Source organism: Streptomyces sp. NPDC058525, assembly GCF_042719495.1.
Classification (GTDB): domain Bacteria; phylum Actinomycetota; class Actinomycetes; order Streptomycetales; family Streptomycetaceae; genus Streptomyces.
In genome coordinates this window covers 1-11,174 of the sequence record NZ_JBHXNP010000169.1, presented here as the reverse complement: position 1 = coordinate 11,174, position 11,174 = coordinate 1, and the positions used below count along the sequence as shown (strand labels likewise).

13 protein-coding genes and 1 pseudogene are annotated in these 11,174 nt (G+C 72.0%); 8 read left to right on the top strand and 6 right to left on the bottom strand.

Features of this window, described 5'->3' with window-relative positions; all coding sequences use genetic code 11:
- Positions 1 to 477: 477 nt before the first annotated feature.
- Positions 478 to 1,176 (bottom strand): annotated as a pseudogene (locus ACFWP3_RS40515) (SDR family NAD(P)-dependent oxidoreductase); the annotation flags it as partial.
- A 158-nt stretch (positions 1,177 to 1,334) separates the two neighbouring features.
- Here ACFWP3_RS40515 and ACFWP3_RS40510 point away from each other — a divergent pair.
- The 3 genes from ACFWP3_RS40510 to ACFWP3_RS40500 all read left to right on the top strand — a co-directional run bounded on the left by ACFWP3_RS40510 (position 1,335) and on the right by ACFWP3_RS40500 (position 3,528).
- Positions 1,335 to 2,480 carry a GAF domain-containing sensor histidine kinase gene (locus ACFWP3_RS40510; protein ID WP_384231705.1) on the top strand — a complete coding sequence of 382 codons (1,146 nt, stop codon included), beginning with the start codon at positions 1,335 to 1,337 and terminating at the stop codon, positions 2,478 to 2,480.
- Entirely contained in the window at positions 2,473 to 3,135 is a 663-nt protein-coding gene (locus ACFWP3_RS40505; protein WP_384231703.1) for a response regulator, read from the top strand. The genes ACFWP3_RS40510 and ACFWP3_RS40505 overlap by 8 nt, the downstream gene beginning before the upstream one ends.
- 147 nt (positions 3,136 to 3,282) lie before the next feature.
- Positions 3,283 to 3,528, top strand: a complete 246-nt coding sequence (locus tag ACFWP3_RS40500; RefSeq protein ID WP_384231709.1) for a chaplin — start codon at positions 3,283 to 3,285, stop codon at positions 3,526 to 3,528.
- A gap of 234 nt (positions 3,529 to 3,762) precedes the next feature.
- Here the strand turns inward: ACFWP3_RS40500 and ACFWP3_RS40495 are convergent, their stop codons facing one another.
- Entirely contained in the window at positions 3,763 to 4,551 is a 789-nt protein-coding gene (locus tag ACFWP3_RS40495) for a hypothetical protein (RefSeq protein WP_384231701.1), read from the bottom strand.
- 134 nt (positions 4,552 to 4,685) lie between these two features.
- On the opposite strand from ACFWP3_RS40495, the gene ACFWP3_RS40490 reads away from it, so the two are divergent.
- From ACFWP3_RS40490 to ACFWP3_RS40475, 4 genes are all read left to right on the top strand, one after another.
- Complete coding sequence (locus ACFWP3_RS40490; RefSeq protein ID WP_361767978.1) at positions 4,686 to 5,480, top strand: ABC transporter ATP-binding protein; 795 nt, start codon at positions 4,686 to 4,688, stop codon at positions 5,478 to 5,480.
- Between the two features lie 52 nt (positions 5,481 to 5,532).
- Entirely contained in the window at positions 5,533 to 5,961 is a 429-nt protein-coding gene (locus ACFWP3_RS40485) for an NfeD family protein (protein ID WP_384231698.1), read from the top strand.
- Positions 5,962 to 6,045: 84 nt separating this feature from the next.
- A complete protein-coding gene (locus tag ACFWP3_RS40480) occupies positions 6,046 to 7,023 on the top strand; it encodes an SPFH domain-containing protein (RefSeq protein WP_384231696.1) in 978 nt (325 codons plus the stop codon).
- A 150-nt stretch (positions 7,024 to 7,173) separates the two neighbouring features.
- The gene (locus ACFWP3_RS40475; protein ID WP_384231707.1) at positions 7,174 to 7,944 is read left to right on the top strand and encodes a sulfite exporter TauE/SafE family protein; all 771 of its coding nucleotides are present in this window, start codon (positions 7,174 to 7,176) and stop codon (positions 7,942 to 7,944) included.
- Between the two features lie 36 nt (positions 7,945 to 7,980).
- On the opposite strand, the gene ACFWP3_RS40470 is transcribed toward ACFWP3_RS40475, so the two are convergent.
- The 3 genes from ACFWP3_RS40470 to ACFWP3_RS40460 form a co-directional block, all read right to left on the bottom strand.
- Positions 7,981 to 8,508, bottom strand: a complete 528-nt coding sequence (locus tag ACFWP3_RS40470; RefSeq protein WP_384231694.1) for an HNH endonuclease — start codon at positions 8,506 to 8,508, stop codon at positions 7,981 to 7,983.
- Positions 8,509 to 8,657: 149 nt separating this feature from the next.
- Positions 8,658 to 9,191 carry a YbhB/YbcL family Raf kinase inhibitor-like protein gene (locus tag ACFWP3_RS40465; RefSeq protein WP_384231692.1) on the bottom strand — a complete coding sequence of 178 codons (534 nt, stop codon included), beginning with the start codon at positions 9,189 to 9,191 and terminating at the stop codon, positions 8,658 to 8,660.
- A gap of 39 nt (positions 9,192 to 9,230) precedes the next feature.
- Positions 9,231 to 10,013: a sporulation protein gene (locus ACFWP3_RS40460; RefSeq protein WP_384231690.1), complete on the bottom strand. Its 783-nt coding sequence runs from the start codon at positions 10,011 to 10,013 to the stop codon at positions 9,231 to 9,233.
- 97 nt (positions 10,014 to 10,110) lie between these two features.
- Here ACFWP3_RS40460 and ACFWP3_RS40455 point away from each other — a divergent pair, with 97 nt between their 5' ends.
- A complete protein-coding gene (locus tag ACFWP3_RS40455) occupies positions 10,111 to 10,752 on the top strand; it encodes a DNA-3-methyladenine glycosylase (RefSeq protein WP_384231688.1) in 642 nt (213 codons plus the stop codon).
- 172 nt (positions 10,753 to 10,924) lie between these two features.
- Here the strand turns inward: ACFWP3_RS40455 and ACFWP3_RS40450 are convergent.
- Positions 10,925 to 11,174 (bottom strand): hypothetical protein (locus tag ACFWP3_RS40450; protein WP_384231686.1); only part of this gene is annotated, 250 nt, incomplete at its 5' end.

Here is an 11,174-nt window from a genome sequence, read left to right as displayed (position 1 = left end):
GAGACAGGTCCCTTATATACAGTCCCTCCTCCGGTACCGCCGACCCCCCACCCACCCCTCGCCCCTTCACGACACCCTCCCGACCCCGACCCCGACCCCGCCCGCGCCCGTGCCTGCACCGGCACGGGCACCCGCCCCGCCGGCTCCGGCTCCGGCTCCGGCACCCGCCCCGCCCGCGCCAGCACCCGCCCCGCTGGCTCCGGCACCCGCCCCGCCGGCACCGGCCTCGGCACCCGCCCCGCCGGCTCCGGCTCCCGCCCCGCTGGCTCCGGCTCCGACGCCAGTCCCGCCGGCACCGGCATCCGCCCCGCCGGCCCCGGCACCGACCCCGCCGGCTCCGGCACCCGCCCCGTCGGCACCGGCTCCGGCACTGGCTCCGCCACCCGCACCGCCCGCGCCAGCACCGGCACCCGCCCCGCCGGCCCCGGCACCCGCACCCGCACCGGCCCGCTCCTCGCCCGCCAGGCCCGCCGCGAGGCGACCGGCCGCGAGGCGACCGGCCGTGTACCGGCCGCTCGGCAGCCGCTCCGCCACCAGCCGCAGCAGCGCCGGAGCCACCTCCTCCGGCGTGGGCAGCCCCGCCAGGTCCTCCTCGGGCTCGGCGGCCGCCATCATCCGCGTCCGCATCGAACCCGGGTCCGCCCACCACACCCGCAGCCCCGGCTCCTCCACCGCCAGCACCCCCGACATCAGGTCCCCCGCCGCCTTGGTCGCCCCGTACGCCCCCCACGTCGCGTACGCCACCACCGCCGCGTCCGAGCTGATGTTCAGCACCGCCCCGGCCCCCGAGGCCCGCAGCAGCGGCAGCCCCTCCTGGACCAGCCCCAGCGGCCCCACCACATTGACCTCGAAGGCCTCGCGCAGCCCGTCCAGCGGGTGGACCGCCAGCGGCACCAGCGGCTCCGCCCCCAGCACCCCCGCGTTGTTCACCAGCAGGTCCAGCCCGCCCAGCTCCCGCGCGGCCGCCACCAGCGCCGCCCGGTGCTCCCCCGAGGACACGTCCCCCGCCACCACCGCCACGCGCACCCCGGCGTCCTGCGCCAGCTCGGCCGCGGCCTCCTCCAGCGCCCCCGCGCCCCGCGCACTCAGCACCAGGTCCCAGCCGCGCGCCGCCAGCTCCCGCGCCAGCGCCCGCCCCAGTCCCCTCGAAGCCCCCGTCACCATCGCCACCGACATGACCGCATCCCTCGTCCCGTTCCCGACCGGCAGATGCCCCCAACCTAGGAACCCGGCCCCCGCCGCCGCGTCGGCCGCGAGCCCCACCCGTACCGGTCCGTTGGACCTACGTCCACAGCCCGATCCCGCAGGTCACACCCCCCGAGTACGGTGAGCGCATGCAGACCGGACCCCGCAGCGGCCTGGCAGCCGTCAGCACGGCGCTGCTCGCCATGAGCCGCCGCCTCGAGGTCCGCGACGTCCTGCGCACGATCGTCGTCTCGGCCCGCGAGCTCCTGGACGCCGAATACGCGGCCCTGGGCGTCCCGGACGACCACGGCGGCTTCGCCCAGTTCGTCGTGGACGGCATCAGCGCCGAACAGTGGCGCAGCATCGGCCCGCTGCCCCGCCAGCACGGCATCCTCGCCGCGATGCTCCACCAGGACGGCCCCGAGCGGCTGGCCGACGTACGCGAGGACCCGCGCTTCGAGGGCTGGCCGGCCGCCCACCCCGAGATGTCCGACTTCCTCGGCCTGCCCGTCCGGGACGGCGAGGAGACCCTCGGCTGCCTCTTCCTCGCCAACAAGCGCGGCGCCCCGGGCAAGGGGCACGGCTTCACCGACGAGGACGAGGAACTCCTCTCCCTCCTCGCCCAGCACGCGGCGATCGCGCTCACCAACGCCCGGCTGTACGAGCGCAGCCGCGAGCTCACCATCGCCGAGGAGCGCTCCCGGCTCGCCCACGAGCTGCACGACGCCGTCAGCCAGAAGCTCTTCTCGCTCCGCCTCACCGCCCAGGCCGCCGCCGCCCTCGTCGACCGCGACCCGGCCCGCGCCAAGGACGAGCTCCAGCAGGTCGCCGCCCTGGCCGCCGAGGCGGCCGACGAACTGCGCGCCGCCGTCACCGAGCTGCGCCCGGCCGCACTGGACGAGGACGGCCTGATCGCCACCCTGCGCACACAGGTCCAGGTGCTCGACCGCGCCCACACCGCGCACGTCACCTTCACCTGCGACGGAGTACGGGCACTGCCCGCGACCCAGGAGGAAGCGCTCCTGCGGGTGGCCCAGGAGGCCCTCCACAACGCCCTGCGCCACTCGGGCGCCGACCGCGTCGAGGTGACCCTGGCCCGCACCCGCGCCGGGGGAGCGGTCCTGAAGGTCGCCGACTCCGGCAAGGGATTCGACCCCGGTACCGTCCGCCGCGCGGGCCGCCACCTGGGCCTGGTCTCCATGCGGGACCGGGCGAGCGGCGTCGGAGGCCGGCTCGCCGTGCACTCGGAGCCCGGCAAGGGCACCACGATCGAGATGGAGGTCCCCGGTGGCTGACAGCACCGGCCGGAGCGGCAGCGGCATCCGGGTCCTGCTGGTGGACGACCACCAGGTCGTCAGGCGGGGCCTGCGGACCTTCCTGGAGGTCCAGGAGGACATCGAGGTGGTCGGCGAGGCCTCCGACGGCGAGGAGGGCATCGCCCGCGCCGAGGAGCTGCGGCCCGACGTGATCCTCATGGACATCAAGATGCCGGGCACCGACGGCATCGAGGCGCTGCGCAGGCTGCGCGGGCTGGCGAACCCGGCACGGGTGCTGATCGTCACCAGCTTCACCGAGCAGCGCACGGTGGTCCCCGCCCTGCGCGCGGGCGCCGCCGGATACGTCTACAAGGACATCGACCCCGACGCGCTGGCCGGAGCCATCCGCTCGGTCCACGCCGGACACGTCCTCCTCCAGCCGGAGGTGGCGGAGGCGCTGCTCGCGCAGGAGGACCAGACCGCCTCCGCGGGCCGGCCGGGCTCGCTGACCGACCGCGAGCGCGAGGTCCTCGGCCTGGTCGCGGACGGCCGGTCGAACCGGGAGATCGCCCGCGCGCTCGTCCTGTCCGAGAAGACGGTCAAGACACACGTCTCGAACATCCTGATGAAGCTGGACCTCTCGGACCGGACGCAGGCCGCGTTGTGGGCGGTCAGGCACGGAATCGCCGAATGACCGGGTAAATCGGATCGTCTCGTTCCGGAATGAGATTCATACGGTCGGGTGTAAGTAGCCCACATGGCGCATCCCGACCGCCGGGTGACCGTTCTCCATGGCGTGCCGCGACGGCTGGTCGCGGTCGACGTACTGGAGGACGAGAACGTGAAGAACATCAAGAAGGCCGCAGCCGTCACCATGATCGCGGGCGGCCTCGTCGCCGCCGGCGCGGGTGTCTCCTCGGCGCACGGCGGTGCGTCGGCGGAGGGCGAGGCCCTGAACTCGCCCGGCGTGGCCTCCGGGAACCTGCTCCAGGTCCCGGTCCACGTCCCCGTGAACGTGGTCGGCAACACCGCCACCGTGATCGGCCTGCTGAACGGCGCCTGGGGCAACACGGGCGTCAACGCCTGACCCCGCCCGTCCCGGCCCGCCGGCCCCGCTTCCCCCCTCTCCCCGGGAAGCGGGGCCGCGCTGCACCCAGGGCCGAATCCAGCCCCGCCGGCGTTTGAGGCGCGGGGTCTGGGGCGGAGCCCCAGAAGCCCAGGCACAGCCCGACCCCCGCGCCCCACTCGGCCCGGACGCAGCCCGACCCGCGCATGCCGCCGAGCCCGTGCGCAGCCCGACCGGCCCGCCCGCGCCGCCGGCCTAGGCGCCCCGCTCGCGGTCCTCCACCGCCGCGTTGTACGCGGCGACCAGCGCCCGCCGGGCCACCCGCTCCACCGGCCGCAAGGCCTCGGCCCGCGCCGCCATCTCCGAGGCCGCCACCGCGCCCCCGTGCCCCTTCTCGTACGCCAGGGACACCAGCAGGTCCACCCGCTGCGCCAGCGCCAGCACCCGTACCGCCCGCGGCGGATACCCCGGCGCCAGCATCTCCTGCCCGGACCCCTCCGCCCGCGCCCGGTACGCCGACACCGCGGCCTCCGCCACCGGCCCCGACCCCGCCACGTCCAGCCGGGTCAGCACCACGGTCGCCTCGCGCAGCGCCTCCGCCAGCTCCCGCTCGGCCTCGCCGAGGGAAGGCACGTCCGCCGGCGGCGCCTCCCGCACCGGCAGGCAGTGCCAGGTCACCGACACGTGCACGTCACCGGCGGGCCCGGCCTCGGCCACCTCCGGCACCAGGCCCAGCGCGGCGCCCACGCACACCACCGCCTCCTCCGCGTCCAGCGCCCGCGCGTTGAACTCGGCCGGGCCGCTCAGCCCCAGCGGATGCCCCGGCGCCGGCAGCGCCACCCGCAGCCCGGTCACCCCCAGCGCCCGCAGCCGTCCCAGCGCCAGCGTCAGCCCGACCGGGCCCGATTCCCCCGGCAGCCCCGCCACCCGGTGCACGGCGTCCTCGGCCACGATCGACAACACGGCCTCATCAGGCGAAACCAGACCGGCCAGCAGAGCGTTCCCCCAGGCGGCCAGCCGCCCTGAACGTGGTTCGAAAAGCATCCCCCAACTCTACGGACCCGCCCCCAGCCCCGGCCCCGGCCCCGCACTCCTTCCCGAGTGGCGTAGGTTTTCCCCTGGGGCTGCGCCTACAGGCGCACAGACGAACCGACACTGCAAGGGGAGACAACGCGCTCATGAGCGATGTTCTGGAACTGGTGGACGTATCCGTGGTCCGCGAGGGCCGGGCTCTGGTGGACCAGGTCTCCTGGTCGGTGAAGGAGGGGGAGCGCTGGGTGATCCTCGGCCCCAACGGCGCCGGCAAGACCACGCTGCTGAACCTCGCCTCCAGCTACCTCTTCCCCACCAAGGGCGCCGCCTCCATCCTCGGCAGCACCCTCGGCAAGGTGGACGTCTTCGAGCTGCGCCCCCGCATCGGCATCGCCGGCATCGCCATGGCCGACAAGCTGCCCAAGCGCCAGACCGTCCTGCAGACCGTCCTCACCGCCGCGTACGGCATGACGGCGACCTGGCAGGAGGAGTACGAGGACGTCGACGAGCAGCGCGCCCGCGCCTTCCTCGACCGTCTCGGCATGACGGACTACCTCGACCGGAAGTTCGGCACCCTCTCCGAGGGCGAGCGCAAGCGCACGCTGATCGCCCGCGCCCTGATGACCGACCCCGAGCTGCTGCTCCTCGACGAGCCCGCCGCCGGCCTGGACCTCGGCGGCCGCGAGGACCTCGTACGCCGCCTCGGCCGGCTCGCCCGCGACCCGCTCGCCCCCTCCATGGTCATGGTCACGCACCACGTCGAGGAGATCGCCCCCGGCTTCACCCACGTCCTGATGATCCGCCAGGGCAAGGTCGTCACCGCGGGCCCGATCGACCTCGAACTCACCTCGCGCAACCTCTCGCTCTGCTTCGGCCTGCCGCTGGTCGTCGAGCGCAACGGGAACGACCGCTGGACCGCCCAGGGCCTCCCGCTCGGCTAGGGCCGCCCACGCACCCTGTCCCGACCGCGCCCACCCGACCTACCATGACCATGTGGACATCGACGCATGGGTGTGGTGGCTCATCGGCGCGGTCGGACTGGGCATCCCCCTCGTCCTGACCGCCATGCCGGAGTTCGGCATGTTCGCCGCCGGGGCGGTGGCGGCAGCCGTCACGGCGGCCCTCGGCGGGGGAGTGGTGGCCCAAGTCCTCGTCTTCGTGGTCGTGTCGGTCGCGCTTATCGCCGTCGTACGGCCGATCGCCAACCGGCACCGCGACCAGCGGCCCCAACACCGCAGCGGCATCGACGCGTTGAAGGGCCGCAGCGCCGTCGTCCTCGAACGCGTCGACGGCAGCGGCGGCCGCATCAAGCTCGCCGGCGAGATCTGGTCCGCGCGCGCCCTCGACGCGGACACCAGCTTCGAACCGGGCCAGTCCGTGGACGTCGTGGAGATCGACGGGGCGACCGCCGTCGTCATGTGACAAGCAGCCTGCTCGCGGGCCCCGGGTCTGCGAGACTCCGTTCAACGGGGCAGCACAGACAGCCGGAAGGGCACGGGGAACCGCATGCAACCGATCATCATCGTCCTGATCATTCTGGTGGTTCTGGTCTTCATCGCACTGGTCAAGACGATCCAGGTGATCCCGCAGGCCAGCGCCGCCATCGTCGAGCGGTTCGGCCGCTACACCCGCACCCTCAACGCGGGCCTCAACATCGTCGTCCCGTTCATCGACTCGATCCGCAACCGGATCGACCTCCGCGAGCAGGTCGTCCCCTTCCCGCCGCAGCCGGTGATCACCCAGGACAACCTGGTCGTCAACATCGACACCGTCATCTACTACCAGGTGACCGACGCCCGCGCCGCGACGTACGAAGTGGCCAGCTACATCCAGGCCATCGAGCAGCTCACCGTCACCACCCTGCGCAACATCATCGGCGGCATGGACCTGGAGCGGACCCTCACCTCCCGCGAGGAGATCAACGCCGCCCTGCGCGGGGTCCTCGACGAGGCCACCGGCAAGTGGGGCATCCGCGTCAACCGCGTCGAGCTCAAGGCCATCGAGCCGCCGACCTCCATCCAGGACTCGATGGAGAAGCAGATGCGCGCCGACCGCGACAAGCGCGCCGCCATCCTCCAGGCCGAGGGCGTCCGGCAGTCCGAGATCCTGCGCGCCGAAGGCGAGAAGCAGTCCTCCATCCTCCGCGCCGAGGGCGAGGCCAAGGCCGCCGCCCTGCGCGCCGAGGGCGAGGCCCAGGCCATCCGCACGGTCTTCGAGTCCATCCACGCCGGCGACGCCGACCAGAAGCTCCTCGCCTACCAGTACCTCCAGATGCTCCCGAAGATCGCCGAAGGCGACGCCAACAAGCTCTGGATCGTGCCCAGCGAGATCGGAGACGCCCTCAAGGGCCTCTCGGGAGCCATGGGCAACTTCGGCCCGATGGGCGGCGGTTCCGGCTTCAACCCGCAGAACTCCGGCAAGGGCGGCCCCGGTACGGCCGACCAGGGCAGCACCGACCGCCGCGAACAGCCCCCCATCGACTAGGACCCGCCCGGGGGCAGGGCCCGGCCGGCCCCGCCCCCCGCCACCCCGGACCGCCTCGTGCTGCATGATCGGTGAGGCCCCTCGACCTTCATGGCGGGGAGGCGACCACCTCATGCAAAGGGAATGGCCCCGTCCATGTCCATGTTCTCGATGTCCGTCTGGGAATCACTCGCGGTCTTCGCCGCCGGCATCGGCGCCGGCACCATCAACACCATCGTCGGCTCCGGCACCCTGATCACCTTCCCGGTGCTGCTCGCCACCGGCCTTCCGCCGGTCACCGCCAACGTGTCCAACACCCTCGGCCTGGTGCCCGGTTCCATCAGCGGAGCCATCGGCTACCGCAAGGAGCTCCGAGGCCAGCGCGCCCGCATCATCCGGCTCGGCGCCGTGTCCCTCGTCGGCGGACTCGCGGGAGCCGTCCTGCTCCTCGTCCTGCCGTCCGACTCCTTCGACACGATCGTGCCCGCCCTCATCGGCGTGGCCCTCCTGCTCGTCGTCCTCCAGCCCCGGCTCGCCGCGGCCCTGCGCCGCCGCCAGGAGGCCGCCGGAGCCGACCCCGGCCACCCCGACGGCGGCCCCGTACTGCTCTCCGGCATGCTGCTCTCCAGCGCCTACGGAGGCTACTTCGGGGCCGCCCAGGGCGTGCTCTACGTCGGCCTGATGGGCCTGCTGCTCCGCGAGGACCTGCAACGGATCAACGCCGTGAAGAACGTCATCGCGGCCATGGTGAACGGCATCGCCGCCGTCGTCTTCCTCTTCGTCGCGACCTTCGACTGGACGGCCGTGCTCCTCATCGCCGTCGGCTCCACCATCGGCGGCCAGATCGGCGCCAAGGTCGGCCGCCGCCTCTCGCCCACCGTGCTGCGCGGAGTCATCGTCGCGGTCGGCGTCCTCGCCATCGTCCAGCTGCTGCTCCGCTGAGCGACGTAGCAGAGTTACGTCGCCCAGCGGGCCCGCCTACGCGGCGGACGGGGCATACGAGGAACCGGAACGCTCCAGCCACTCCGGCAGGGCCTCCCGCCCCGTCACCCCCAGAGCCAGCAGCATCGCGTCCGCCGGAGACGGCACGAACGGCTTCCGCAGCAGCGGCATCCCCGCCTCCTCCGGAGTCCGCGCCGCTTTCCGGTGGTTGTCCTCGGCGCACGAGGCCACCGTGTTCAGCCACGTGTCCCCGCCCCCCTGCGCCCTGGGCAGCACGTGGTCCACGGTCGTCGCGCGCTTCCCGCAGTACGCGCACCGGTGTTGGTCCCGGACCAACACCCCCCTCCGTGACCAGGGAGCATGTCTTCGGAACGGCACCCGGACGTACCGGCAGAGTCTGATCACACGGGGCATCGGAAGATCCATGGTGGCGGCGCGCACGCGCAGCTCGGGATGCGACTGTTCGACCACGGCCTTGTCCTGGAGCACCAGAACCACGGCCCGGTTCAAGGTCACCGTCGACAGCGGCTCGAAGCTCGCATTCAGCACCAGCGTGTCCCGCATCTCGCCCACCTCCCGTGTGCAGGCCCGCGACCACCTGTGTGGCAGGGCCCGCAACCACTCTGGCCGCGGGCGCCACGCGGGACAACGCAATAAAAATGCCCGGTCCTGGTCGCCTTTAGACCAGGACCGGGCAAACGCTCGGGGAACTGTCAGCCGACAGGTGCCTCGTACTCACCGATCAGCTGGGCGCGCCCGAGCGCGTGGAAACGCAGATTGAAGCCGACCACGGCCGCAGACACGTCCTCGCCGGGACCGAGCTTCTCCTGGTCCACCGCGTACACCGTGAACACGTACCGGTGCCGCTCCCCGGCCGGGGGAGCCGCACCGCCGAAGTCCTTGGTCCCGTAGTCGTTCCGTACGTGCACGGCCCCCGCGGGCAGCCCCTCGAACTTCCCGCCGCCCGCCCCGGCCGGCAGCTCGGTGACCGAGACCGGCAGGTCGAAGAGCACCCAGTGCCAGAACCCGCTGCCCGTGGGCGCGTCCGGGTCGAAGCACGTCACGGCGAAGCTCTTCGTCCCCTCCGGGAACCCCTCCCACCGCAGCTGCGGCGAGACGTTCCCGCCCGCGAGCACCTGGGCGTCGCCCAGATCGGCACCCGGCGCGAGATCCGCACTCTTCACCGTGAACGCGTGCACCTCGGGGTGGAACTCGTGCGGAAGGGGCGCCCTGCTCTGCTCGGTCACTGCTGTACCTCCTGCTCGGATACGCGTACGGAGCCGAGCCTAGAACCAGTTGCGCTGCGAACCGACCGACGCGATCCACTGGTTCAGGTACGCCGCCCAGTCCGTCTCCTGGTACGACTGCAGCCCCACCTGGAAGCAGCGGTAGGTGTCACTGCCCTCGCTGAACAGCCCCGGCTTCTTGTCCATCTCCAGGACGACGTCCATCTCCCGGCCGTCCGCGACGAAGGTCAGCTCGACCTGGTTCAGACCCCGGTACTGCGACGGCGGCAGGAACTCGATCTCCTGGTAGAAGGGCAGCGTCTGCCGCGTCCCCCGGATGTGCCCGCGCTCCATGTCCGCACTGCGGAAGATGAAGCCCAGCTGCCGGAAGGCGTCGAGGATCGCCTGCTGCGCCTGGACCGGGTGCACGTTGATCGGGTCGAGGTCGCCCGCGTCGACCGCACGCGCGATCTCCAGCTCGGTGCTCACCCCGATGTTCATCCCGTGCAGGGGCTGACCCCCGAAGTGGGTGATGGGCGTCTCCCAGGGGATCTCCAGCACGAAGGGCACCACGTGCACGGCGCCGGCCTGCACCTGGAAGGCACCGCCGAGACGCTGCTTGGTGAAGACGACGTCCTGCTTGTACTCCTGGTCGCCGCCCTCGACCTCGACGCGCGCCTGCAGCCCGACGGACAGCCCCTCGATCTGCTGCTCCACCGATCCGCCCTGGATCCGGACCTCGCCCTGGACGATCCCGCCCGGTGCGACGTTCGGCTCGGTGATGATCGTGTCCACCGAAGCACCGCCGGCACCCAGGCTCGCGAACAGCTTCTTGAACCCCATGCTCTGACTCCCCTTGAAGGCTTGTGCGACTACCCCTTACCAACGCGGAACCATAGGCCCCGGTTGCAGCGGTACGCGTTCCACTACGCTCGACCGGATGAGCGCGCGCCTCGACCGTACGCCCCTTCCCCGGTCCTTCTTCGACCGCCCGGTCCTCACCGTGGCCCCGGAACTCCTGGGCCGCACCCTGGTCCGCCGCGGCCCGGACGGCCCCATCGAACTGCGCATCACGGAGGTGGAGGCGTACGAGGGCGAGTCCGACCCGGGCTCCCACGCCTACCGCGGCCGCACGGCCCGCAACGCATCGATGTTCGGTCCGCCCGGACACGCGTACGTCTACTTCATCTACGGCATGTGGTTCAGCCTCAACCTGGTGTGCGGCCCGCCCGGCCACGCGAGCGGCGTACTGCTGCGCGCGGGTGAGATCACGGTGGGCGCCGACCTGGCATCCAAACGCAGACTTTCCGCCAGATACCCGAGAGAACTGGCCAAAGGCCCGGCCCGGCTCGCCACCGCGCTGGACGTGGACCGCTCCCTCGACGGCACGGACCTCTGCGGCGGCCCGGATTCCCCGCTGTCCCTCCTAGAAGGCACCCCCACCTCGCCCGACCTGGTGAGCAGTGGGCCGCGCACCGGAGTAAGCGGCGCCGGCGCGGCCCATCCGTACCGCTTCTGGATCACCCACGACCCTACGGTGAGCCCGTACCGGGCCCACGCGCCACGCCGCCGTTCAACTTGACTCGGCTCTGCCGGACGCCTAACGTAGCCCGAGCCGCTTGAACGGGTCACTGCCATCGGCAGACCCCCGGAGCGGCCAACCCACTACCTACGACTTACCCCTGGCGGGGTCCTCTTCGGCATGCCCGAATTTCTCCGCCGGTCACTCGATTATGAATGGCAAGGGATAAGCGCTAACGTAGCGGAGCGCCGAAAGGCACAGACCCTCCGACGGTCACTGAATTCAAATCCAAGCCGGAAACGGCGAAGGAAATGATCTGGTAGAGTCGGAAACGCAAGAACACAGAACGAAAGCCCGGAGGAAAGCCCGAGAGGGTGAGTACAAAGCAAGCGTCCGTTCCTTGAGAACTCAACAGCGTGCCAAAAATCAACGCCAGAAGTTGATACCCCGTTCCACTTCGGTGGATCGAGGTTCCTTTGAAA

Bases quoted from the DNA above. Each gene is read 5' to 3' on its own strand.
- ACFWP3_RS40510 (WP_384231705.1), top strand. From the start codon at position 1,335: ATGCAGACCGGACCCCGCAGCGGCCTGGCAGCCGTCAGCACGGCGCTG.
- ACFWP3_RS40495 (WP_384231701.1), bottom strand. From the start codon at position 4,551: ATGCTTTTCGAACCACGTTCAGGGCGGCTGGCCGCCTGGGGGAACGCT.
- ACFWP3_RS40490 (WP_361767978.1), top strand. From the start codon at position 4,686: ATGAGCGATGTTCTGGAACTGGTGGACGTATCCGTGGTCCGCGAGGGC.
- ACFWP3_RS40480 (WP_384231696.1), top strand. From the start codon at position 6,046: ATGCAACCGATCATCATCGTCCTGATCATTCTGGTGGTTCTGGTCTTC.
- ACFWP3_RS40475 (WP_384231707.1), top strand. From the start codon at position 7,174: ATGTCCGTCTGGGAATCACTCGCGGTCTTCGCCGCCGGCATCGGCGCC.
- ACFWP3_RS40470 (WP_384231694.1), bottom strand. From the start codon at position 8,508: ATGCGGGACACGCTGGTGCTGAATGCGAGCTTCGAGCCGCTGTCGACG.
- ACFWP3_RS40460 (WP_384231690.1), bottom strand. From the start codon at position 10,013: ATGGGGTTCAAGAAGCTGTTCGCGAGCCTGGGTGCCGGCGGTGCTTCG.
- ACFWP3_RS40455 (WP_384231688.1), top strand. From the start codon at position 10,111: ATGAGCGCGCGCCTCGACCGTACGCCCCTTCCCCGGTCCTTCTTCGAC.